We start from the raw sequence: 22,026 nt of genomic DNA on the forward strand, positions 1-22,026 counted from the left end.
CTTGATATCATAACATTTAAAATGTATTACTATTAAGTAATTTTATGGGTAATTAGTATATAATGTATTACTAATAAATAGTTATACATAAAAGGAGAAACATGTTAACACAACAAGAATTACAAATTAAAATTGATAGATATACAAAACAACCATTTATGTATTATGTTGAATATCCTGAAAGTGATGATAATGAATATTTTTGGAAAGATGGTTTGGGAGAATTACAATTCATTCCAGATATGACAATGGATCATTTAAAGGCATGTATTAATAAAATCAAAAAAGATATAAAAGAATTTTATGATGAAGATGTTCGGGATATCCTTATTCCTATTGCAGAAAAAAAACAAAAGCAATTACAAGCAGAATTAATGAGAAAAGCAAATAGTTAAAATATAACAAGTCATTGGAGAAAAATATTATGAGTAATCAATACAATGGAAAACGAATTTATGAGTATGGGCGTGGTTCTCAAGCTAAATATGAGATTCGCGGTAATTTAATTCATGAGTATGCTCGTGGTACACAAGCAATCTACGAAATTAGAGGCAACCTGATTCATGAATATGCTAGAGGAACACAGGCTAAATATGAAATTAGAGGTAAGTATATCCATGAATACGCACGTGGAACTCAAGCAGTTTATGAAATACGTTGAGAAACAGCATAATAAAGGAAGCAAATGAATGATGTTTTAACAACAATATTTTATGGAGTTATTTCAAGTATTATTGCTGCGATAATACTTGAATTAGCTAGAAAAAACTCTTCATGGATACCATCTCCATCCGAAAACAAATCATTAAAAAACACATTAGAATCCATAGAAGAAAATGATGTAAGATCAAGAAATAAAGAAAAATTAAATCGAACTTTCTTTAATATGTTTTTTTATTTTTATACGTTCATGTTATTATATTTAGCATTACTTATGCCACCACTGTTAAAAGGTGGATTATTAAATAAAGGTGTTGTTTATTTAGATGATGCTAGATTTATAGGTGCTTATTTACCACACATTCTAATACAGTCGAATATTGTACAATCAGTTTTTATTGGAATAGCTATTGTATTTTATCTTCCTCTTTTATTAATTGTAAATAAATGCTCGCTATATATTGCACTTATAGTTGATAAGTTTAAGCTTGTGGACTTTTACGAATGGAGAAGAATTCAAACACTTATTTTTATGGTATTTTCATCAATAATAGCCATACTATCTATATGGCTTTATAATGAAATGAGTATAGGAAAGGCATTTTCTTCATTTTTAACATTTATATTTTTAGGTTTTGTACTTGCATCAGGTAAGCGATAAACATAACAAATCAGTGGAGTCAATAAATTACCCTGCAGGCAATTTATTGGCTCATTTTAAACGTTATCAATATTTATATCAAGGATGGAGTATATAGTGAAAGATAAAATAGTTTTTTATTTAGCAATATGGGGTGCACTATTAAGTTCAATATTGGGTTATTTTCAAATTCAAGAATATTTAACTCCAAAACATACTATTTATATAGATGCTCAAATAAGTGCCACCAATAATAAAAATGGTGAAAATATTGTAATGTGGATACGAAATATTGGACAATCAACATTTTCAATAAAACCTCCAATAAAAATAATAAGTATGAATAAAAATGACAAAAAGGCTTACACACAAGTTCTTAATTGGAGTGAAATACCATCAACAAGAAAAAATTCTGATAACAGAATAGTACCTGGTCCAGCATTGCTAAAAACAAATGAGCTAATTGAAGCAAGAGGCACCTTAAACATGATGGATAAATTTAATCCAAAAGATAATGATGTATTTGTAGTCTTTGATATTGTTAATGAAGGTCAATATCAAACTATTCTAAATGTTACAGAATCATATAGCAAAAATAATTTCAGGGTCAATGGATTTGTGCATAAATATTAATTGATAACAAAACATTGGAAAGAAAAACGAGGGTGTACTTGCGGTTTTAAAGTTATAAATTGTAAGTAGAATTTAAAAGTGGTATTGAATAATCAGATGGAATCTTTCCTCGTTTTTCAATTCAACCGTTAGCATAGGAAATAATCAGTGAATATCCCAAATATCCCAACAGACAATCTTTATAAGTTTTTAAGTATATCTAGCATGTTAATTACCATTTTTTTCTTTGTTATCCCCTTATACCTTAAACACGAAATAGATATAAAAATAATATATCTTACTGGAGAAATGGATTTAATTGAAAAAAAGATATCTATTACTTCTAATGATCTAGATATACTTGATAAACTAGCTCAAACAGAAGATAAGCAATCATTAAAATATATTGAATTAGAAAAAGAAATCAAAAAAAACAATCTTGTTAATGAGAATAGTTTAAATGAAATTCGTGTTAAATCTACACTTATAGCATATTATAAGAAAAATCTTTTTTATCTTGCTATAATTTCTTTTATTATATTGTTCGTAAGTATTCCAATGACTTTTATTGGGTTTAGGCTATGGTACATAAAGATTCAGAAACCATTAGATACAGAATTGTATACTAACTTAAAGTGCTAAAACCTTGGAAGAAAAACAAGGGTATACTGCGGTTTATTTTAACTTTTTAGAACAAAAAAGCTCAAATGAAAATTTGAAATTATCAAGTGGAATCATACCCTTGTTTTTCAAGTCCAACGTTAGAACTCCTATAAACTCTAAATTTTGGAAGAAAATCAGAAAATCTTACTTATCGGCTTTATAAGCTTTATGTAGAGATATAATTTGTTCCAAAAAGTATTCAAGAAGTAGAATTTATAGATTCTCTAAAATCAGACCTTTTGAACAATAAAAATCACTTTTTATAAACTGCAAAAAAGTGAGGAACACTTGGTACTTGCTCATCATCATAAGCTAAAAAACTTTGCTCTTTTAGATTTTGTACTGTTATGAACTCATCTATTTCTGATTTACTTAAAGGTTTTGGTATTTCATCTTCTTTTTCATGCTCATCTCTACTTCTACATGAAACTAAAATATATCCATCTTTTGAAAGAAGGGAAGTCATAGAAGTTCTTGCTTTTTTTCTGTATTCATCTGGTAAAACTTGAATCGTATTACACTCATAAACTACATCAAAACTCTCAAACCACTCTTTTGGATAGTCAAACAAATCAGCTACTATAAACTGCACTTTTGTATCAGGGTATCTGTTTTTACAAAGCTCTATAGCCTTTGGTGAAATATCAAAAGCTATAACTTCAAAACCAAACTCACTTAAAGCCTGTGCATCATCACCAACTCCACAGCCAATAACACAAGCTCTTTTATTCGCTTTGTTTATAGGGTTTTCTTTTAGCCAAGATACAAGATAAGGACTTGGCTCTAAGTCAGCCCAAAACACCTTCGTATAGTCACCTTTGGCACTCTCATAAATATGGTCAAACCATTGTGTAGGTTTGTCTTTTTCATAATAAGACTTAACCATGTCTTTGTATTTATCTGCTTCAAAAGTATCTTTATTTAGAAAATCAAAATCATTCATAATATACGCCTTTTGTTTTTGAGTGATTTTAGCAGTAGTTTTCTTAAGGGTGCTAGAGTGTTTATAAAATAAGAATTTCTCTGCATTTTTTATTTAGTTGTCAGTTGACAATAATATATTTATTTTATATAATTGATAAATGTATTATCTAAAGGTAAAAAATGAAAAATTATGATTTTGAACTTATATTTAAAGTTCCCAATATATCAAAAGATATAAATGAATACTTAGATAGTTTATATGAAAGTGCTTGTGATGATGCCATTATAAGTACAGGTCAGTTTGGAATGATAGCATTGTCTTTTTCAAGAGAATCAAATAGTGCAAATGAAGCTATAAAAAGTGCAATAACTGATGTCAAAAAAGCCATAAAGGATGCCAAACTAGTAGAAGCAACTCCTGATATAGTAAGTATTTCTGATGTAGCATCTATTTTAGGCTATTCAAGACAATATATAAGAAAACTTTTTGAAGAAAATATATCTTATCTACCAACACCAATTCATATAGGAAATCCTTCTATATGGCACTTAAATGAAATACTTTCTTGTATCAAAGAAATCAAAAAAAACAAAGATATCAATGAATTGCTTTTTGAAGTATCTAGGGTTACTAAAGAAGTTAATAGAAGTAGGGTATGATTCAGTATGATAATTTTTATATTGAAAACAAACACAAATCATGATACGAAAAATAAATATTTAAACATCAAAAAGTGGTATGTAAAATTTGATTTTTCATACCATTCATCTTATTGTCTAAATCTATTTCATAAAAGTTACCCCTTCACACACTCAAAAAAAGCTATGATAAAATTGCTATATTAATCAAAAAAGCTCAACTAATACAAAGAAAATTTATGTATATTATATATAAAATATTTATACATTGGGAAGATAGATGAAGTTATTGGTTGAACTACCTGAATTGATTGAAGATACTGTTTTGATTACTCCTGCTATTGAGAATCTTTTGAAGCATTATAGAAACGCTGAAGTTACTTTTGTAGGTTCTAGTGTTTCTACTCAACTTTTTTCTAAAGATGAAAGAGTTAAAAACCTTGTTGTTGAGGAGACTTCTAAGAGTTTGTTTACTCTTATTTCACTTTTTAGAATGGCTAAAAGTTTTGATGAACAAGATTTAGTTATCTCTTTTAAAGATGGTTTTTTATCTAAGTTTTTTGTTTATTTTGTAAATGCAAAAAAGAAAGTAAGTTATACTTCAAACAACAAAGATATTCATCAAGTTGAAAAGTACAATAACTTTGTAAATGAAACTTTAGATACTTCATATAAAGCAGGGGATTTGATGCTTCACTTTAAACCTCAGTGGTTTAAAAAACCTACTTTTGGTATTCACCCAGGTTCAACTTATGCAGATGTTAAAAGATGGCCACCGCAAGAGTTTGCTAAAGTAGCTGTTGCTTTATCTGCTAAGTATGATATTGTACTTCTTGGTGGTAAAAATGAAGTTGATATTTGTAGTGTGATAGAAGAAGAACTTCAAGCAAATGGTATTACAAACTATGAAAATCTTGCAGGCAAAACTTCTGTAGCTGATTTAGTAGAAAAAATCGCTGCTCTTGATTTATTTTTAGGAATAGATTGTGGGCCTATGCAGTTAGCTGCTGTTTACAGAGTAAACTCTATAATATTACCAACATCTTATGATAAGATAGAGCAAAGAAATCAGTGGAAAAACCCACTTGAGACTATAGTTTATAAAGAAGTAGACCCTTATGAGGATGAGCCTGATTATACTGTTCAAGCCCAAGATGTTTTAAAACTGTTTAAGTTATAAGAGGATAACTCTTATAACTCAATCTCAAGTCCGATAGGACAATGATCACTTCCCATAACATCATCTAAGATATAAGCATCTTTTACAAAATCTTTTAAATCTTCACTTATATAAAAGTAGTCGATTCTCCAGCCAACATTGTTTCCTCTAGCATTTGCTCTGTATGACCACCATGAATATTTATCTTTTATATCACCATTTACAAGTCTAAATGTATCAAGATAACCATGTTCTAAGAACTTAGTTAACCAATCTCTTTCCATCGGCAAGAAACCTGATTTTTTTTCATTTGCTTTTGGTCTTGCGATGTCGATTTCTGTGTGAGCTGTATTTACATCTCCACAAACTATGATAGATTTTCCTTCTTTTTTTAGATTTTCACAGTGTTCTAAAAATCTATCATAAAACTCCATTTTATATGTAAGTCTTTCTTCTTTTGATTGACCATTTGGAAAATATACATTGAAAAATGCTATATCTTTTTCACCTAAAGTAAAATGAACTTCATTTATTCTTCCCTCATCAAGCACATCTACACTAGGACAGTTGCACTCAAAAGTTGTTTCTATATCTGTAAATAGTGCTGTTCCACTTCTTCCTTTGATAGCTGATTCACTAGCAAATAGTGTTTTGTACTTTTTGTCAAAGATTGACTCAGGGATTTGTGATTTCATTGATTTTGTTTCTTGTATACCAAGTAAATCAATATTTGCTTCATCTACCCATTTTAAAGCCTCTTTTTTATCAACTGCTCTAATACCGTTTACATTCCACGAAATAAATTTATATGTTTTTGCCATTTATTTATACCTTATAATATCTATTGAATTTTTGAAATTATATCAGAAAAGTCTTGTATTATTTTTATCTTGATTCTAATCAAGACAAAAAGTATCCTATTTTGCTAAACTTCGCCAAATTATTAAAAAAGGAATAAATTATGAATGAAAAAACAATAGAAATTATAAAAGCAACTGCTCCAATTGTAAGAGATAAAAAAGATGAAATTACAAATACAATGTATGAGATTTTATTTACAAAGTATCCAGAAACAAAGATTTTATTTAAAGATGCTACAGAAGAACAGCCTAAAAAATTAGCAAATGCAATTTATGCTTATGCAAGCAATATTGATAAGTTAGACAATCTTACAAAAGGAATAGAAACAATGGTAAGTGCTCACGTAAAAACAAATATCCAAGCTAAGCACTATCCTATGGTAAAAGACTCTTTACTTCAAGCTTTCAAAGAGGTTTTAGGTGAAGCTTGTACTTCAGAGGTAGCTAATGCTTGGGCTGAAGCATATGATTTTTTAGCAAATGTATTAATTCAAAAAGAGAAAGAAGCTTATTCTAAAGTATCATAGATATAAGGTTTAAACTAAAATACTAAGGTATTTAGTTTAAACTCTAAATGAATTTATATAAGATACTAAGTGTTTCATTGTATCTTCAAAATCTTTTTCATTTTCATGTTTTTTACTAAGAAGTAAAGCACCTTCAATTGAAGCTATTAAAAAAGTGGCACAAGTTTTTGTATCTAGTGTTTGAGTTATTTGTTTTTTATCTTTTGCTTTTTGCAAGATGTTTGAAAAAAACTCTTTCCATTCATCTAAAATAGTAGTTAAGGCTTTTGCAAAGTCCTCATCATGGTCAAGTGATTCTTGAAGTAAGTTTCCTAAAGGACATCCATTTTTTAAATCCCAACTATTAATATCTTCTAAAATTGATATAAGTGAATCTATAATATTCTCTTCAGTACTTGCTAAGTCTTTCCACTTATTTTCAATTCTTAATTTTATTTTTTCATCAATCATAGATAAAACCATCTCTTTTTTTGAAGGAAAGTAGTGATACATAGCACCTTTTTTTACATCAGCTCTTTTTAGTATATGAGCTAGTGAAGCTGCTTGGTATCCTTTAGAAAAGACTTCTTGAAATGTGGCTTCAATCAATCTACTTCTTACATCTTGCATTTGCTTACACCTTATTGGTTTTTGCTAATTATATCCAAAATTTCTTGGGGTTCACTTCTACTTGTGTAGTCTTCATCTATGAAGGCATATAGTATTTCTTTGTTTTTATTTATTACATACGTTGCAGGCATGGGAAGGTTAAATGTGTCATCATTATTTGAGCCAACTATATCTATTCCAAATTTTTCATATATAGGTTTTAGCTCATCTGCAAGTGAAAACACTAGTCCATATTCTTTTGCTATTTTATTATCTGTATCACTTAGAACTTCAAAACTTAGCTCATTTTTCTCTTTTGTTGTTAAGCTTGCATCTGGAGTTTGAGGAGAAATAGCTATAAGTTTTGCTTTTTTGTTTAACAGTTGTTCATTTATAGACTCAAATGCTTTTAATTCTAAGTTACAATATGGACACCATGCTCCTCTGTAGAAATTTAAAACTACAAATTCATTTTCTTCAAGTAATTTATTTAAATTTACATCTTTATTTATTGCATTTTTTAAAGTAAAATCTTTTGCTATATCTGATACTTTCAAAGCATTTTTTGATAATTTTTGCTCTTTTAGCTTTTGTGTTGCATTTAGCATTGTTTCTTGTAGATTTTCAGGGACTCTTTTTCTAAAATCTTCTTGATATTTATTTATACTATCTATTAATCTTGACATTATATTCCTTTAAATTCTTGTTATTTATTTTAAAACCAACCAGTTGGTCTGTTGGAATATTAACAAGAAATCAAACTTGTGTCAAGCACTTTTTTGATTTCTTATTTAGTTTTTATTTGTTTTGAGTAGTTTTTTTAGTAGGTTTAGGTTTGTTTTGAGGTATTAAAGGTTTCGGTGCATTAGGCTTTTTAGGTTTATTTACTCCTATTGATAAAGAGTTAAAATTTTGATTTGTAAAAGCTGATTTTGAATCAATTAGTTTATCGCCTTTTCCTCCATGCATATCGATATTTTTTGCATTTTGATTATTAAATGAGTAATTAGCATATAAAATATTTGAAAACACTAAACTTATAAATATTATATATTTCATTCTTCTTCCTTTTTTTTATTCTTTTTTTCTCTTATATTTTTTGCTATTCCATAAATAGTAATTCCTATCCAAAATACTTCGATTATGAAAGAACCCAAGTTAAAGTGTACAAAAAGAGATATTAAAAGTAAGATAGCACCAACAAGGTTTAAAAGTTGATACTGAATTGATCTAATAGTATATTTATCCATTTGTAAAAGTAAGTAAGCAAAAACAACAAATGCCATTCCCACAAAGCCTATCCATTGGTAAATATCCAAGGTATTCTCCTGTCGTGATTTAAAATCGGATTGTAGCTTTTTTTTGATAATAAAGCCTTAATTTAGTATCTTAAATATATAAAATATTTTGGAGATTTATTTTGACAGAGATTATCTTAGGTTTAGTCACGTTTTTTACATCTGCTATTGCTGCTATTGTAGGTCTTGGTGGTGGTATGATGTTGATTGCTGTTCTTCCATCTTTTTTACCTTTAAATGCCATAATTCCAGTACATGGTCTAACTCAAATGTCAAGCAATGTAAGCCGAGCAGTTTTTGGATACAAAGATATACAGTATGAAACTATTCCAAAGTTTTTAATTGGCTCACTTTTAGGAGTAGGTCTTTTTGCTAGTATAGTCTCAGTTATTTCACTAGAGTATGTTCCTTTGTTCATAGGAATTTATATACTTCTATCTTTATGGTCAAAAAAGTTTAATAACAAAATCAAAAAGTTTGAAAACTACTATATCTTAGGCTTTTTTCAATCAGGATTATCCGTAGTTGTTGGTGCAACTGGACCTTTGACACTTACTTTACTTTATAAAGACTATATTGATAAAAATAAAGTAGTAGCCACAAGTGCTGCTTTGATGAGCATATCTCATCTTTTAAAAATACTTGTATTTATCTATTTTGGTTTTGTATTTTTTGATTATATAGAACTTATAACAGTTATGATAATAGCTGCTATTTTAGGCTCATATGTAGGAACAAAACTAAGAAATAAAATAGATGGAAAAAAGTTTGCTATTGTTTTAAAAGTTTTATTATCTATTTTAGCTTTTAAGTTGATACTTGGCTTATTTATATAAGTTTATTTTTAGACAAAATAGTTTAAAACAAAGATTATAAACAGTATAGATAGTAAAGTTTGTACTGTTATAATTGAAGACATTAAGTTTATATCTCCACCAAGTTGTCTTGCTAGTACAAAAGAGGAGGGTGCTGTTGGAAGTACCGCAAAGATGATAAGTATTGAAATCATAAAGTCATCTAAATTAAAAAGTTTAGCTACTAAAAACATGATTATGGGTGTTATGATTAGCTTTGCTAAATTTGCATTAAATATTTCATTTTTAGATGAGTTTATCTCTTTTAGAACAAGTCCAAAGCCAACTGATAAAAGTCCTAGTGGAAGTGCTGCTGAGCTTAAAATGGCTAATATTTTATCTGCTATTACAGGAAGCTGTACCCCTAAAAAATTTATCATACCTCCTATGAAGCAAGCTATTATCAAAGGATTTGTGATTATTGATTTAAGCAAATATATAAAAGTTAATTTATTGTTATTTATATAAAGTGCAAAACTTGAAATACAAAGTATATTTATAAATGGAATAACAAAAGTCATTAATATTGCTGCTAAAACAAGACCTTTATCTCCAAAAATAGAATCAACTAAAGCTAAAAAAACGTATGTATTAAATCTAATACCACCTTGTACAATAGATGTAAAAGCATCACCTTTGAATTTGAATAGTTTATTTATTATAATTAGAAGTATAAAAACAAAGCTAATAGCAAAAATTGCAGTAGCTACAAAGTTTAATCCATCTACTCCTTTAAGGTTTGCAGTTGAGAGTTTATAAATCAAAAGTGATGGCATCAAAATAAAGTATGTTAATTTGTCAGCTTGAGGCCAAAACTCTTTTGATGGGAATTTGATTTTTTTTAAGAAGTAACCAATCATAATCAGCGAAAAGATAGGAATTAGTGCTGTAAAAATATGTATCATAGTTACTCCTTAACTTTGCTTTATAAAAAGTTTCAATATAATCTAAACAATTGAAACAATTTTGAAACTTTAGAATTATAGATTAAAAATATATAGGATAAGATTAAATGCTTTTTAAAAATGAAAAAAAATACACTCTTTATGATATACAAAAGCTTTTTTCTCAAATCCCTGTGATATTTATAATGATATTTGCAAGTTTATTTATTGTAATTTCATATTTTATTTTAGAAGCTAAAGAAAATAGAGAAATAGATCTTTTAAAACAAAAATCTTTTTTAAGCTATAAGTTTGAAAAAAAAGAACAAATTATTGATTTTAAGTCAAAAGTAGAAGAGCAGCTAAAAGAAGGCTTTTTAGAAGAAGAAACTTTATTAAAAAAAGTAACTTATAAAGCTATTGGTTATTTAGAATCAAACTCTTTATCAAAGTTTGATTTACTTACAGATTATTTACAAAAAATAGAAAAACAAAACCACATAGAACTAGTAGTATTTACAAAAGATAATCTAAATATTTTATATGGAAAAGATTCAATTAGTTATTTACAAAAGTTAATATTTAATTCAGATACAAAAAATCATGAAAATATAACATTGAAGTATATTTACTCTCAAGGGCAAAGTAACCTTCAATATTGGAAGGATGATTTAAAAAGAACAGTTAGATTAAGCTTTTTTGATAAGATAACTATAAATGGCTATGAGTATTTTGTGGGTTCATTTTCTACTATTAATTCCATAAAAGAAATCACTAAAAGCTCTATAATGAGCACAATTTCAAATCAAAATTATGATATATGGTTTTATGATATTATCTCCCAAGATACTTTTAATTTTAATGCTAAGAAAAAAAATATAAAATCTAATGAACTACTTAAAAATAAAGATGATAATATCTCATATAAGATTTTAGAACATTATTTTAAAGATTATGAATATAATAAAAAATTTAAAGATTATACCTACTTTTATGATAAGTATAATTTTTTGATAGTAAGTTTTTATGATGAAAATGAAATCAACGATGAAATGAAATATACTGTAAAACAAATAAAAAAAGAGTATCTAAATCAGTTTTTTCAAATATCAACATTGATTATAATTATAACTACTGTTTTTATACTTTTTACATATATCTTCTCTAATTTTATTAAAAATATTTTCAATGAATACAATGATGAACTTGAAGGTAAAACTTTATCTTTGGAGCATTGGAAAAAAAGATTTGAACTTGCTATTATTGCTTCAAATGATGGATTATGGGATATTGATTTCAAAACTAAAAAGATATACTTTTCTGATAAATGGCTTGAAATGTTTGCTTATGAAAAGCAAGAATTACAAACATTTTCAGATTGGTTTGAACTAATTCATAATGAAGATAAAAAAAATGTAGAAAAGCTTTTTGATAAAATCTTTGCAAAAGTTGATGATACTTTTATTTGTGAGTATAGACTAAAAACAAAAAATGATGGTTTCAAATGGGTACTTGCACGTGGAAAAGCCTTTGTAAATGACAAAAACGAACTAGATAGAATGCTTATGATGTCAATGGATATAGATAAAAATAAAAGAATGAAAAAAGAACTTTTAGATGTTGAATATCTTGTTGAAGATGGGAAAATCGTAATCTTTAAACTTAAAAATGATGAGAATTTATCAGTTCAATATATCTCAAATAGTATTAAGTCTTTTGGCTATACAAAAAAGAATTTTGAACAAAAAGAAATGAATTTTTTAAATCTAATTCATAAAGAAGATACAAACAAAGTTCAAGTAGCAATAAATGCAGCACTTAAAAATGATCTTCCAAATTTTACAGTTGTATGTAGAGTAAAAAATGCAGCAAATGAAACTAGATGGATTTCATCAAGAGTAATACTTATCAAAAATCATTCAGGAAAAGTTTCTCATTTTTACGGTTATATAAATGACATAACAAAAATCAAGTTAAGTGAAGAAGACCTAAAACTAAAAGTTGAAGATGAAGTAAAGAAAAATAGAGAAAAAGATAGAATTTTAATTCAACAAAGTAAGTTAGCAGCTATGGGAGAAATGCTTGGAAATATAGCACACCAGTGGAGGCAGCCTCTAAATAATATCTCTTTAATCATGCAGTTTTTAAGAGATAACTATAAAAATGAAGCAGTTAGTGAGCAAAAACTAGATAAGTTTATGAATAAAGCAAATAAACATATAGAGTATATGAGTGAAACAATAGATGATTTTAGAAACTTCTATAAACCCTCAAAAACTCAAGATAAATTTAGCATAAAAGATTGTATAAACACACTTTTATATATGATAAAAAATCAGTATGAAAGTGATGGTGTTAGAATAGAGTTTGAATGTGAAGATATAATAATCATTAACTATGAAAATGAATTAAAGCAAGCATTACTGAATATCTTAAACAATGCAAAAGATGCTTTATTAATCAAAAAAGAGAATAAAAAGTTTGATGCAACTATCAAAATAGTAGTAAAGAAACAAGATGATAAACTAAAAATAGAAATCTTAAATAACGGTGATAATATTAAAAATGATATAATAGATAGGATTTTTGAACCCTATTTTACTACAAAGTTTGAGACTCAAGGTACGGGAATAGGGCTTTATATGACAAAATCAATAATTGAGACAAATATGAAAGGAAAAATTCAAGTTGAAAATATAAAAGATGGTGTGAAGTTTATAATCACATTAAATATTTGAAACAGGATATAAAAAATGAGTGAAATAATTACAAGAGTTTTATTAGTAGAAGATGAAGAAGATGCAAGAGAAATATTGGAGTTTTATTTAGATACGATTTTTGATGAAGTGCAAATCGCTTGTGATGGAGAACAAGGTTTAGAGCTATATAAAAAATATCATGATGAAAATAAAACCTTTGACTTAGTTCTAACAGATATAAAAATGCCAAATAAAGATGGTCTTTCAATGATTGATGATATAACAGTTTTAAATGAAAATCAAAAGTTCATCATAGTATCAGCATATAAAGATGAAGAATACCTATTTCGATCAATAGGACTAAATGTAATCTCATATTTCGTTAAACCCCTAGAAGTAAAAACAGTAATGGAAATGTTAAAAAAAGTAAAAACAAAAGTCCTAGAAGATAAATCATCAAAACAAGAAGACTTAGATGAAGTAATAAAGCTAAATCAGACCTACTCATATAATAGAAAAACAAATTTATTATACAAAAATGATGAGCTAATAAATCTATCAAAAAAAGAGACATTATTAATACAAGCTCTAATCACAAATATAAAAGAGATAAAAACAAAAGAGTACCTAAAAGAGTTCATCTGGAATGACTCAAATACCTCAGATGCCACAATGCGTACAGTTATTAAAAGAGTAAAAGATAAAGTATCAGATGATGACTTTATTGTTTCTAAGAAAGGGCTTGGTTATATAGTTGAGTAATAGAACTTTGTAATACTAATTGAATTAGAACTAACACACCCTTTTTTAGTATTGTTTTTCTTTATACATCTAATTTGATTTTATTAGAAGCGAACTGATGTATAAGCATCTGAATTAGTGTTTGATATGGGATAGAGTTTTCTAAAGCTTTCTTTTTTAGTTCATAAATATCATTTTCATTTATTCTTATAGATATTGCTTTTTTCTTTTGATTTTTTATGTATGACTGTAGTTCTTTTAATCTATCTTCTTTATTGTTTCTGCTTTCCCATTCGTTATTTTCAACACTTTGCAAAATATCATTTTCAAATTTGTCAAGAGTCATTTTTTGCTCCTTTATTATATTTTTTATTCATTTGTCTTGAAGGTATAATCGTTTTTAAAAATATTGATTTTTCATCTTCTACATAAGGAACTAAATATACATAATCTTTTATTTTTATTAAAATTATAAAAATATTTTGATTTGGATATTTGTTTTTATTTGGATGTTCTATATCATCCAATAGATTACCCTCTTCAATACTTAAAATCACATCTTCAAAACTAATATTTCTATCTCTCTTCAGAATTTCATTTTTTTCTAAAGAATATCTTATAGTTTTATTTTTAAACATAATTAATCCTATATATACAATGTATTTTATATTCTTTTATTTTTATTGTCAAGTTATTTTAGCAATTAAATTTTAGTAGTATTGTTTTTATGTCAAATTGTAATAATTTTATATTTTAAATCATTATTTATATTTGATTTTAAGTAAATATAGATTCTGTAAAGTTTCAAAGTTAATAGATTTTTTGTATATAATAAATGATAAATCTCCCATAAATAAGGATGTTTAAAACAAATTTATAAATTTGAAACAATTTTGAAACAATTTTGTTTCAAAATGTGTTATACTTCTTCTAGTACAAAAACTAAGGAGAAATAAGATGTCTAAAATATCAATCTTAAAAAAACTTTTTGTTACATCAGCAATCACAGCTACAATGATTACTGGTGCCAATGCAGCAAAAAAAGAGTCTAAGTATGTAATTGCAACGGCAAGTACAGGTGGAACTTACTATCCAGTAGGTGTTGGAATTGCAACTATTGCTTCACTTAAATTAGCAAAAAAACATAAAACAACATTTTCTGCTATCACATCTGCTGGAAGTGGTGAAAATGTAGATATGCTTCAAAAAGGTGAAGTAAACTTTGCTATTTTACAAGGGCTTTTTGGTTCTATGGCTTGGCAAGGAAAAGCTAAATATGAAGGTCAGCCAAAGAAAAACTTAAGATCTATTACTATGTTATGGCAAAATGTTGAGCAGTTTACTATAAGAAAAGAGTTTGCTAAAACTGGAAATATTATGGATTTACAAAATCTTTATGATGAAAGATTCTCAATTGGTGGAAGAAGTTCTGGTTCAAGGGTTTCAGCTGAAACTATTATGAGCTCATTAGATGTAGACTTTAATAAAATGAATATTCAATACTTAGGGTATACTCCCTCATCAACTGCTCTTCAAGATGGTAAAATCGATGGTATGAACACTCCCTCAGGACCTCCAACATCAGCTGTTACAAATGCTTTTGCTTCTATTGGAAATGATAAAATTAAAGTTTTAGATTTTAATGAAAAAGATTTAAAGAAAATCAACGACAACTATCCTGTATGGACTCCATTTACTATTAAATCAGGTACATATCCAGGACAAACAGAAGATATCAATACAATCGCACAACCAAACTTATTAGTTGTTACAAAAGATACACCAGAAGAGACAGTATATCTTTTAACTAAAACGATTTATGAAAACTTACCATTTTTAAATAGTGTTCATAAAGCTACAAAAGCAATGAGTTTAGACAAAGCAATTTCAGGTCTTCCTATGCCCCTACATCCAGGTGCAGTAAGATTTTATAAAGAACAAGGTATTAAAATCCCAGCTACTTTAATGGCAAAATAATTTTAAGAAATAGACATACCAAAAGAAGATTTCTTCTTTTGGTGTATGGATTATATAAGTAATTATAAATTGTTTATGTAGTTTATATATTTTAGGAAAAAAAGATGATAAAAATAAAATACTTTAAAGAAATTACCTTTATTTACGCAATCTTTATATCATTATTTCATTTTGGTATAAATGTTTGGGGTGGATTAAGTGATTTATGGTTTAACTCCGCGCACTTTGCACTTTTGGCTTCACTTGGATTTTTGACATATGAAGCAAGTAAAAATGAAAATCAAGTTTCCATTTTAAATTTAGTCTTTGCAGTTTTGTCATTGGCTACTTTTATATATATGATGGCTTTTGAAGAGAGCCTTTATGCCGTTGCTAATGGTCAAATGAGAACAAGTGATTTAATAGTAGCTTCAATGACAATTGTTTTAGCTATTGAGATGGTTAGAAAATCAACAGGTTATGTAATTCCTTCCATTATCGTGTTTTGTATTGCATATTTGCTATTTTTAGGTCAGCATTTTGAAGGTGTTTTTGCTTTTGGTGGAATGACTGTAGATAGATTTTTATATAGAATGTTCTATACAAATGAAGGTTTATTTGGTCCAATTGCAACAATTTCTTCAACATATGTATTTATGTTTATTCTTTTTGCTGCTTTCTTATTAAAATCAGGAGCAGGGGACTTTATAGTAGATGTGGCAAATGCTGTTGCTGGTAAATATACAGGTGGAACTGGTCATGTTGCTGTTATCTCTTCAGCTATGATGGGAACAATCTCAGGTTCAGCAGTTGCAAATACCGTATCAACTGGATCTATTACAATTCCTATGATGCAAAAAGCAGGATTCAAATCCAAATTCGCAGCAGCAGTTGAAGCAGCAGCTAGTACGGGTGGACAAATCATGCCTCCTATTATGGGAGCAGGGGCTTTTATCATGGCTCAGATGACTCATATTCCATTTGTTACTATTATTTCTGTATCTATTTTACCTGCTATTTTATATTTTGCTTCTATTGCATTTTATATAAATATTCATGCAAAAGAAAATAATGTAAGAGGTGAAAAAAGTGATGTTAAAATCCTTCCTATTTTAAGAGAAGGTTTTCACTTTATTATTCCACTTTCTACTTTAGTTGGATTATTAATTTATGGATTTACTCCTACTTATGCAGCTGGTATTGCAATAGTTGCAATTGTTTTATCTTCATATCTTACAAAAAATAAAAGAATGGGTATAAAAGAGATTTTAGGTGCTTTAGCCCTTGGTTCTCAAAATATGATTGTAACAGGTGTTTTACTTATTGCAGTTGGAATCATAGTAGGGATTATTAATATTTCAGGTATTGGTATTACTTTCTCTCAGTTAATTATGGAATGGTCTGGTAATTCACTATTAATCGCAATTGTATTAGTTGCTATTGCTTCTCTTATTTTAGGGATGGGATTGCCTGTAACTGCATCTTATGTTGTATTATCGGTACTATCAGCACCAGCATTAGTTGGTCTTATGCTAAGTCCTGAAATGGCAGCTTTAGTAAATGCAGGTATTCAAATTCCTGAAGTTACTATGTATTTATTATCAGCACACTTGATAATCTTTTGGTTATCACAAGATTCTAACCTTACACCACCTGTGTGTCTTGCAGCATTTGCAGCAGCTGCAATTGCAAAAACACCACCAATGGCTACAGGTATGACTTCTTGGAAAGTTGGAAAAGGTATGTATATTATTCCACTACTTTTTGCCTTCACTCCTCTTATCAATGGTACTTGGTTTGAGAGATTTGAGGTATTTGGATTTGCTTTATTTGGAATCATGGCATTTTCCATTGTTATGGAAGGATACTGGGATAAAAAAATGAGTATTTTAGAAAGAGTTGTATTTGCTGTTGCAGCTGTTCTTTTACTTACTCCTGATAGTGCTTTTGGTCTTGAAAGTTATTTAGGTTTAATTCAAAATACGCATATCTTAGGATTTGGGATTTTTGCTGTATCTATGGTAATGCATAAAATTTTATCAAAGGAGGAGAGAGCTTATGCAAAAGCTAATTAATACACTTGAAAGTTGTGGTTACAAAGTACATAACGCAAAAGATAAAAAAGAAGCTTTAGAAATATCAAAGATTTATATAAAGGAGGGAATCTCTGTAGGTCTTGGAGGTTCTACTTCTGTTGGGCAGATTGGATTACTTGATTTTCTTGTAAATAATAAAAATATTACTTTATACAATCAGTATGAAAAAGGTATTTCTATGGAAGAAAATACAAAGAGAAGAAGAGAAGGTATGCTTACTGATTTATATGTTACAGGTACTAATGCATTAACTAAAGATGGGAAACTAGTAAATGCAGATGGCAGTGGAAATAGAGTCGCAGCTATGATTTTTGGACCTAAAAAGGTTTTAGTAATTGTAGGAAAAAATAAAATTGTAAATTCTGTAGAAGAAGGCTTTGATAGGGTTATGAATGTAGCTGCTGTTAAAAATATTGATAGAATGAATAAAAAAGCTATTGAAATGGGAAAAGAACCAAGACACAATTTAGATAATGCTGCAAATAAATTTACTTATATAAAAGCAGATGAAAAAGATAGAATAGTATTGATTTTAGTAGATGAAGAATTGGGGTTTTAAGATGTATGATTATTTGATTATAGGGGCAGGTATTATAGGATTAAATATTGCTAAAAACTTAAAACAGAGATTCCCTCAAAGCAAAATTTTGGTGATAGAAAAAGAAAATGAAGTAGGCTTTCATAGTTCAGGACGAAATTCAGGGGTTCTTCATGCAGGCTTTTACTATACAGCAAATTCTTTGAAAGCTAAGTTCACAAAAGAGGGAAATGCAGCTTTAAAAGAGTTTGTTAAAAGCAGAGGATTACAACTTAATGAGTGTCAAAAAGTTGTAGTTGCAACAAATGATAAAGAAGTTGAGGGATTAGAAGAACTTAAAAGAAGAGGAGATATTAATGGAGTTGAGCTTATATGGTTGGACGAAAAACAATTATCTGAGCTTTATCCAAATATTAAAACTTATAAAAAAGCACTTCTATGTCCAAGTACAGCAACAGTAAATCCAAAAGAAGTAACAAAAGAGTTTGCAAAAGTTATTGAAGAAATGGGAGTTGAGTTACTTTTAGATTGTAAATATATTTCAAGTAATAGCAATGTTGTATCTACAAGTGCTGGAGATTTTCAAACTACAAAAGTGATTAATTGTGCAGGATTATATGCTGATAATATTGCTAGAGATTTTGGTTTTTCAAAAGATTATGTGATTATTCCATTTAAAGGTATTTATTTAAAAGATAAAAAAAATGAATCGAATCTTAAAACAAATATTTATCCTGTGCCAAATTTAGAAAACCCATTTTTGGGAGTTCATTATACTTTAACTGTAGATAATGAAAGTAAGATTGGGCCTACAGCTATTCCTGCATTTTGGAGAGAAAATTACAAAGGTTTTGATAACTTCTCTTTAAAAGAGTTTATTCAGATTCTGTATTATGAATCAAAACTGTTTATTACAAATGCCTTTGGCTTTAGAAGTTTGGCTTTTGCAGAGATGAGAAAGTATTCACTTTCTCATTTAAAAGGATTAGCTCAAACATTAAGTAACAAAAAAATGGACCATAAAGGTTTTGATTCATGGTCAACGCCAGGAATTAGAGCTCAATTGTTAAATAAAAACACATTAGAGCTAGTGCAAGATTTTGTTGTTGAATCTGATGAAAATTCAGTACATGTTTTAAATGCAGTAAGTCCTGCATTTACATCTTCAATACCTTTCGCGAACTGGGTAGTAGAGGAGCATGTTTTAAAAAGTAAATAATATAGGATTATTTAGGGAATGTAAGGCTTACCTTCGTTCCCACTTGAACTTCACTTCTAATATCTATTTGTATTTCTAATATATCACAAAGCTTTCTTACAATACTCATTCCAATACCAAGACCATTTTCATTCTCTTTATAGTATCTTTGAAATACTTTATTTGTATCTTTTATTCCTACACCTGTGTCTTCTATGATAAGGCTATTATTCTCTATACTTATGATTACTTTTCCATTTTTTTTGTTATATTTACAAGCATTTGTTAGAAGGTTGTCTATGATTCTATCAACTGCATTTTTGTTGCTTTTGATAGTTAAATCATCTTGTAGCTTTTCAAAAGAGACTCTTGGATATAGCTTTTCTAAAAGCTCTATTTTATTATCAATTAGTTCTTTTAGTGAGATTTCTTCATCTTTTATAATTTGTTGAGGATTTATAAATTCTAAATTTTTATATAAAGATGAGATTGTTTTAGCACTTAATTCTATTCTCTCAATCTCTTTAAAATCACCTTTTCTTCTTAAAAGTTTTGTGTTTAATAAAATAGATGTAGCAGGAGTATTTAAATCATGTATCAAGTCTTTTAAGAATGTCTCTAGTAGATTTACAGCCTCTTTCATAGGTCTTATTGAGTACATGGCAAAGGCTATAGATATAAGAAGTATAAAAATGAAAATAACAATACTAAATTTAAATATTTTCATCAAAAAGTCATTATAAACTTTCTCATATTTGTTTTTATCATAGATTACTTTTAAAAGGTAAGGGTTTTTTGATGGTGTTTTAAAATAAGCACATAAACCTCCATCACACTCGTAGATTTTAAAAGTCTCTTTTTTATCACTATATTCAACAATATCTAAACTAAATTTATCACTTTGAAAATCAAAAGTATAGTCTTTCATCTGATATAAAATATTCTCTTTTATATATTTTATTCTATCTTGATGATACATATAAAGTACGATAAAAGCGAAGCTAATCAAAGGAATAAAAAACAAAAAAGTAGTTGTTAGTAAGGATTTCTTCTCATAGTTCTTCAAGTTTGTATCCTATACCTTTTATATTTGTGATATTTAAATCAAATGTTTTTTTTAGCTTACTTATCAAAACTCTAAGTGCTGTATCTGAGGGTTTATTCATATAGTCAAAAAAATCAGTTTTATTTACTGTAAGCCCTATATTTTTAATAAGAAGGGAAAATACATCTTTTTCTACGCTTCCTAGTGCTACTTCTTTTTCGTCTTGAAAAACTCTATTTTCAAGTAAATCAAAACTAATATTCTTATAGTTTATAGTTGGATTTCTTCTTTTTAATGTGGCTTTAACACGTGCAAGAAGTTCATCTGGATCAAAAGGTTTTTTTATATAATCATCACATCCACAATCAAAACCTTCAAGGGTAGATTTTGTATCAATAAGTGCAGTTATAAAAAATGTAGGAGTGTTGTCTTGGGCATCTCTTAGAAGTTTTAATGTTTCTTTTCCATTTAATAAAGGAACATTTATATCAAATAAATATAAGTCATATTTCTCTTCATATGTTGCTTCAAGTACTTCTTCACCATCATTTACCAAAGTAACATCATAGTTCTCTTCTTCTAGTAAATCAAGTAAACTACTTGCTAAAACAGTATCATCTTCAAGTAATAGGATTTTTAGTTTTTTATTCATATCTATTTTTCTAAACTAAAAGTTTTAGTAGGAAGTTTACTTTTTGCTTTGATAATCGCATTTGATTCCTCTTGAACTTTTTTATTTTTATTCGCAAGTTTTATTTTTAGTTTCTCAATGAGTTGTTTTTTCTCAACTGGATTTTTTGTTTGGTTTATTTTTAAAAGTAAATTATCAATAGTATTAATATTTTCAGTTTGAGCGAAAAGTGTATTTAAAGTTACTAATAAACTTATAATTATAAGTTTTTTCATTTCTCACCTGCTTTTATCTTACTTTTTATTTGTGTTAGTGGGTGTGTTTTAAAGGCTCTAATATTACAGCTATTTTTTTTAGCTTTATTATAGTTTTCATCATATACGCTTAGCGCTGCATTAATATTTTTTGCAAAAATAGTTGGGGATTTACTCTTTACTAGAAAAAGTTGAGCCTTTGCTCCTACAATATCTTTTTTATCAAAGTAGGCTTTGTTAAATTCAGTTAAGATATATTTTTTTGCAAAAAGCATATCTTTTCTATGTTTATAGCAATATTTATATGTTTTTTTAATCTTTTTAGTTTTTACTGTTTTCTTAACTTCTGCTTTACTTGGTTTTTCTTGTTTGCTTTCAATTTCTTTTTTTGTTTCTGTTTTTATATCTTGTTTTTCTACTTGTTTATTTAGACATCCTGTTAATAAAATTATGAAAATGGTAATAAAAAATAGTTTTAAAATCTTTGACATTTTTACCTCTTAAGTGTAATTAGTTCTTTTGAAAAGATGAAAATTATAATGGAAACTCTATTAAACATC

At 27.7% G+C, this 22,026-nt stretch carries 28 protein-coding genes; 15 read left to right on the forward strand and 13 right to left on the reverse strand.

Translation table 11 applies throughout. The features are described from left to right. Nucleotides 1-101: 101 nt before the first annotated feature. The 5 genes from NJU99_RS05105 (at nt 102) to NJU99_RS05125 (ending at nt 2,554) form a co-directional block, all read left to right on the forward strand. Nucleotides 102-395 carry a hypothetical protein gene (locus tag NJU99_RS05105; RefSeq protein WP_254577649.1) on the forward strand — a complete coding sequence of 98 codons (294 nt, stop codon included), beginning with the start codon at nt 102-104 and terminating at the stop codon, nt 393-395. A gap of 29 nt (nt 396-424) precedes the next feature. Beyond that, the gene (locus NJU99_RS05110) at nt 425-661 is read left to right on the forward strand and encodes a hypothetical protein (protein WP_254577650.1); all 237 of its coding nucleotides are present in this window, start codon (nt 425-427) and stop codon (nt 659-661) included. Between the two features lie 24 nt (nt 662-685). After that, on the forward strand, nt 686-1,321 hold the full coding sequence (locus tag NJU99_RS05115; protein WP_254577651.1) for a hypothetical protein: 636 nt from the start codon (nt 686-688) through the stop codon (nt 1,319-1,321). 153 nt (nt 1,322-1,474) lie between these two features. After that, nucleotides 1,475-1,933 (forward strand): hypothetical protein, encoded by a 459-nt coding sequence (locus NJU99_RS05120; RefSeq protein ID WP_254577652.1) that lies wholly within the window; start codon nt 1,475-1,477, stop codon nt 1,931-1,933. Between the two features lie 147 nt (nt 1,934-2,080). Next, the gene (locus NJU99_RS05125) at nt 2,081-2,554 is read left to right on the forward strand and encodes a hypothetical protein (RefSeq protein WP_254577653.1); all 474 of its coding nucleotides are present in this window, start codon (nt 2,081-2,083) and stop codon (nt 2,552-2,554) included. A gap of 274 nt (nt 2,555-2,828) precedes the next feature. Here the strand turns inward: NJU99_RS05125 and NJU99_RS05130 are convergent, their stop codons facing one another. Beyond that, on the reverse strand, nt 2,829-3,518 hold the full coding sequence (locus NJU99_RS05130; protein WP_254577654.1) for a class I SAM-dependent methyltransferase: 690 nt from the start codon (nt 3,516-3,518) through the stop codon (nt 2,829-2,831). A 161-nt stretch (nt 3,519-3,679) separates the two neighbouring features. Between NJU99_RS05130 and NJU99_RS05135 the strand changes: the two genes are divergently transcribed. Both NJU99_RS05135 and NJU99_RS05140 read left to right on the forward strand, forming a co-directional pair. Beyond that, a complete protein-coding gene (locus NJU99_RS05135; protein WP_254577655.1) occupies nt 3,680-4,159 on the forward strand; it encodes a helix-turn-helix transcriptional regulator in 480 nt (159 codons plus the stop codon). Between the two features lie 259 nt (nt 4,160-4,418). Continuing rightward, a complete protein-coding gene (locus NJU99_RS05140; RefSeq protein WP_254577656.1) occupies nt 4,419-5,318 on the forward strand; it encodes a glycosyltransferase family 9 protein in 900 nt (299 codons plus the stop codon). An 11-nt stretch (nt 5,319-5,329) separates the two neighbouring features. Here NJU99_RS05140 and NJU99_RS05145 read toward each other — a convergent pair whose 3' ends face one another. Beyond that, nucleotides 5,330-6,118 carry an exodeoxyribonuclease III gene (locus NJU99_RS05145; RefSeq protein WP_254577657.1) on the reverse strand — a complete coding sequence of 263 codons (789 nt, stop codon included), beginning with the start codon at nt 6,116-6,118 and terminating at the stop codon, nt 5,330-5,332. 140 nt (nt 6,119-6,258) lie between these two features. On the opposite strand from NJU99_RS05145, the gene NJU99_RS05150 reads away from it, so the two are divergent. Continuing rightward, complete coding sequence (locus tag NJU99_RS05150) at nt 6,259-6,684, forward strand: globin domain-containing protein (RefSeq protein WP_254577658.1); 426 nt, start codon at nt 6,259-6,261, stop codon at nt 6,682-6,684. A 36-nt stretch (nt 6,685-6,720) separates the two neighbouring features. On the opposite strand, the gene NJU99_RS05155 is transcribed toward NJU99_RS05150, so the two are convergent. The 4 genes from NJU99_RS05155 to NJU99_RS05170 form a co-directional block, all read right to left on the reverse strand. Then, the gene (locus NJU99_RS05155; protein WP_254577659.1) at nt 6,721-7,293 is read right to left on the reverse strand and encodes a TetR/AcrR family transcriptional regulator; all 573 of its coding nucleotides are present in this window, start codon (nt 7,291-7,293) and stop codon (nt 6,721-6,723) included. Nucleotides 7,294-7,304: 11 nt separating this feature from the next. Beyond that, on the reverse strand, nt 7,305-7,958 hold the full coding sequence (locus NJU99_RS05160) for a peroxiredoxin-like family protein (protein WP_254577660.1): 654 nt from the start codon (nt 7,956-7,958) through the stop codon (nt 7,305-7,307). Between the two features lie 112 nt (nt 7,959-8,070). Next, on the reverse strand, nt 8,071-8,331 hold the full coding sequence (locus tag NJU99_RS05165; RefSeq protein WP_254577661.1) for a hypothetical protein: 261 nt from the start codon (nt 8,329-8,331) through the stop codon (nt 8,071-8,073). Then, nucleotides 8,328-8,591 carry a CBU_0592 family membrane protein gene (locus tag NJU99_RS05170; RefSeq protein WP_254577662.1) on the reverse strand — a complete coding sequence of 88 codons (264 nt, stop codon included), beginning with the start codon at nt 8,589-8,591 and terminating at the stop codon, nt 8,328-8,330. The genes NJU99_RS05165 and NJU99_RS05170 overlap by 4 nt, the downstream gene beginning before the upstream one ends. 101 nt (nt 8,592-8,692) lie before the next feature. Between NJU99_RS05170 and NJU99_RS05175 the strand changes: the two genes are divergently transcribed. Beyond that, entirely contained in the window at nt 8,693-9,406 is a 714-nt protein-coding gene (locus tag NJU99_RS05175) for a sulfite exporter TauE/SafE family protein (protein ID WP_254577663.1), read from the forward strand. An 8-nt stretch (nt 9,407-9,414) separates the two neighbouring features. Here the strand turns inward: NJU99_RS05175 and NJU99_RS05180 are convergent, their stop codons facing one another. Further along, complete coding sequence (locus NJU99_RS05180; RefSeq protein WP_254577664.1) at nt 9,415-10,329, reverse strand: AEC family transporter; 915 nt, start codon at nt 10,327-10,329, stop codon at nt 9,415-9,417. A gap of 107 nt (nt 10,330-10,436) precedes the next feature. Between NJU99_RS05180 and NJU99_RS05185 the strand changes: the two genes are divergently transcribed. Together NJU99_RS05185 and NJU99_RS05190 are read left to right on the forward strand one after the other, a co-directional pair. Continuing rightward, entirely contained in the window at nt 10,437-13,046 is a 2,610-nt protein-coding gene (locus tag NJU99_RS05185) for a sensor histidine kinase (RefSeq protein ID WP_254577665.1), read from the forward strand. A 15-nt stretch (nt 13,047-13,061) separates the two neighbouring features. Beyond that, a complete protein-coding gene (locus NJU99_RS05190; RefSeq protein ID WP_254577666.1) occupies nt 13,062-13,769 on the forward strand; it encodes a response regulator transcription factor in 708 nt (235 codons plus the stop codon). 61 nt (nt 13,770-13,830) lie between these two features. On the opposite strand, the gene NJU99_RS05195 is transcribed toward NJU99_RS05190, so the two are convergent. Then, nucleotides 13,831-14,094, reverse strand: coding sequence for a hypothetical protein (locus NJU99_RS05195; protein ID WP_254577667.1), 264 nt, complete (start codon nt 14,092-14,094; stop codon nt 13,831-13,833). Beyond that, complete coding sequence (locus NJU99_RS05200; RefSeq protein WP_254577668.1) at nt 14,084-14,386, reverse strand: toxin; 303 nt, start codon at nt 14,384-14,386, stop codon at nt 14,084-14,086. Before NJU99_RS05200 ends, NJU99_RS05195 begins: the two co-directional genes overlap by 11 nt. Before the next feature lie 319 nt (nt 14,387-14,705). On the opposite strand from NJU99_RS05200, the gene NJU99_RS05205 reads away from it, so the two are divergent. From NJU99_RS05205 to lhgO, 4 genes are all read left to right on the forward strand, one after another. After that, complete coding sequence (locus tag NJU99_RS05205; protein ID WP_254577669.1) at nt 14,706-15,725, forward strand: TAXI family TRAP transporter solute-binding subunit; 1,020 nt, start codon at nt 14,706-14,708, stop codon at nt 15,723-15,725. Nucleotides 15,726-15,829: 104 nt separating this feature from the next. Then, nucleotides 15,830-17,779, forward strand: coding sequence for a TRAP transporter permease (locus tag NJU99_RS05210; RefSeq protein WP_254577670.1), 1,950 nt, complete (start codon nt 15,830-15,832; stop codon nt 17,777-17,779). Continuing rightward, nucleotides 17,763-18,359 carry a lactate utilization protein gene (locus NJU99_RS05215; RefSeq protein ID WP_254577671.1) on the forward strand — a complete coding sequence of 199 codons (597 nt, stop codon included), beginning with the start codon at nt 17,763-17,765 and terminating at the stop codon, nt 18,357-18,359. Before NJU99_RS05210 ends, NJU99_RS05215 begins: the two co-directional genes overlap by 17 nt. Beyond that, nucleotides 18,340-19,557: an L-2-hydroxyglutarate oxidase gene (gene lhgO, locus NJU99_RS05220; protein WP_254577672.1), complete on the forward strand. Its 1,218-nt coding sequence runs from the start codon at nt 18,340-18,342 to the stop codon at nt 19,555-19,557. Before NJU99_RS05215 ends, lhgO begins: the two co-directional genes overlap by 20 nt. A 7-nt stretch (nt 19,558-19,564) precedes the next feature. On the opposite strand, the gene NJU99_RS05225 is transcribed toward lhgO, so the two are convergent. Genes NJU99_RS05225 through NJU99_RS05240 form a run of 4 tightly spaced genes read right to left on the reverse strand, consistent with a single transcriptional unit; the run spans nt 19,565 to nt 21,957 of the window. Beyond that, complete coding sequence (locus NJU99_RS05225) at nt 19,565-20,602, reverse strand: sensor histidine kinase (protein ID WP_254577673.1); 1,038 nt, start codon at nt 20,600-20,602, stop codon at nt 19,565-19,567. Continuing rightward, the gene (locus NJU99_RS05230) at nt 20,589-21,233 is read right to left on the reverse strand and encodes a response regulator transcription factor (RefSeq protein WP_254577674.1); all 645 of its coding nucleotides are present in this window, start codon (nt 21,231-21,233) and stop codon (nt 20,589-20,591) included. Before NJU99_RS05230 ends, NJU99_RS05225 begins: the two co-directional genes overlap by 14 nt. A 2-nt stretch (nt 21,234-21,235) precedes the next feature. Further along, nucleotides 21,236-21,487 carry a hypothetical protein gene (locus tag NJU99_RS05235; protein ID WP_254577675.1) on the reverse strand — a complete coding sequence of 84 codons (252 nt, stop codon included), beginning with the start codon at nt 21,485-21,487 and terminating at the stop codon, nt 21,236-21,238. Next, a complete protein-coding gene (locus NJU99_RS05240) occupies nt 21,484-21,957 on the reverse strand; it encodes a hypothetical protein (RefSeq protein ID WP_254577676.1) in 474 nt (157 codons plus the stop codon). The genes NJU99_RS05235 and NJU99_RS05240 overlap by 4 nt, the downstream gene beginning before the upstream one ends. Nucleotides 21,958-22,026 lie beyond the last annotated feature (69 nt).

It is taken from the genome of Arcobacter roscoffensis, from assembly GCF_024267655.1.
Taxonomy (GTDB): domain Bacteria; phylum Campylobacterota; class Campylobacteria; order Campylobacterales; family Arcobacteraceae; genus Arcobacter_B; species Arcobacter_B roscoffensis.

Coding starts and splice junctions, on each gene's coding strand:
- lhgO (WP_254577672.1), top strand. CDS start 18,340: ATGAAGAATTGGGGTTTTAAGATGTATGATTATTTGATTATAGGGGCA.
- NJU99_RS05115 (WP_254577651.1), top strand. CDS start 686: ATGAATGATGTTTTAACAACAATATTTTATGGAGTTATTTCAAGTATT.
- NJU99_RS05135 (WP_254577655.1), top strand. CDS start 3,680: ATGAAAAATTATGATTTTGAACTTATATTTAAAGTTCCCAATATATCA.
- NJU99_RS05235 (WP_254577675.1), bottom strand. CDS start 21,487: ATGAAAAAACTTATAATTATAAGTTTATTAGTAACTTTAAATACACTT.
- NJU99_RS05195 (WP_254577667.1), bottom strand. CDS start 14,094: ATGACTCTTGACAAATTTGAAAATGATATTTTGCAAAGTGTTGAAAAT.
- NJU99_RS05205 (WP_254577669.1), top strand. CDS start 14,706: ATGTCTAAAATATCAATCTTAAAAAAACTTTTTGTTACATCAGCAATC.
- NJU99_RS05190 (WP_254577666.1), top strand. CDS start 13,062: ATGAGTGAAATAATTACAAGAGTTTTATTAGTAGAAGATGAAGAAGAT.
- NJU99_RS05145 (WP_254577657.1), bottom strand. CDS start 6,118: ATGGCAAAAACATATAAATTTATTTCGTGGAATGTAAACGGTATTAGA.
- NJU99_RS05155 (WP_254577659.1), bottom strand. CDS start 7,293: ATGCAAGATGTAAGAAGTAGATTGATTGAAGCCACATTTCAAGAAGTC.
- NJU99_RS05200 (WP_254577668.1), bottom strand. CDS start 14,386: ATGTTTAAAAATAAAACTATAAGATATTCTTTAGAAAAAAATGAAATT.
- NJU99_RS05210 (WP_254577670.1), top strand. CDS start 15,830: ATGATAAAAATAAAATACTTTAAAGAAATTACCTTTATTTACGCAATC.
- NJU99_RS05185 (WP_254577665.1), top strand. CDS start 10,437: ATGCTTTTTAAAAATGAAAAAAAATACACTCTTTATGATATACAAAAG.
- NJU99_RS05110 (WP_254577650.1), top strand. CDS start 425: ATGAGTAATCAATACAATGGAAAACGAATTTATGAGTATGGGCGTGGT.
- NJU99_RS05140 (WP_254577656.1), top strand. CDS start 4,419: ATGAAGTTATTGGTTGAACTACCTGAATTGATTGAAGATACTGTTTTG.
- NJU99_RS05165 (WP_254577661.1), bottom strand. CDS start 8,331: ATGAAATATATAATATTTATAAGTTTAGTGTTTTCAAATATTTTATAT.
- NJU99_RS05215 (WP_254577671.1), top strand. CDS start 17,763: ATGCAAAAGCTAATTAATACACTTGAAAGTTGTGGTTACAAAGTACAT.
- NJU99_RS05150 (WP_254577658.1), top strand. CDS start 6,259: ATGAATGAAAAAACAATAGAAATTATAAAAGCAACTGCTCCAATTGTA.
- NJU99_RS05230 (WP_254577674.1), bottom strand. CDS start 21,233: ATGAATAAAAAACTAAAAATCCTATTACTTGAAGATGATACTGTTTTA.
- NJU99_RS05130 (WP_254577654.1), bottom strand. CDS start 3,518: ATGAATGATTTTGATTTTCTAAATAAAGATACTTTTGAAGCAGATAAA.
- NJU99_RS05105 (WP_254577649.1), top strand. CDS start 102: ATGTTAACACAACAAGAATTACAAATTAAAATTGATAGATATACAAAA.
- NJU99_RS05160 (WP_254577660.1), bottom strand. CDS start 7,958: ATGTCAAGATTAATAGATAGTATAAATAAATATCAAGAAGATTTTAGA.
- NJU99_RS05240 (WP_254577676.1), bottom strand. CDS start 21,957: ATGTCAAAGATTTTAAAACTATTTTTTATTACCATTTTCATAATTTTA.
- NJU99_RS05180 (WP_254577664.1), bottom strand. CDS start 10,329: ATGATACATATTTTTACAGCACTAATTCCTATCTTTTCGCTGATTATG.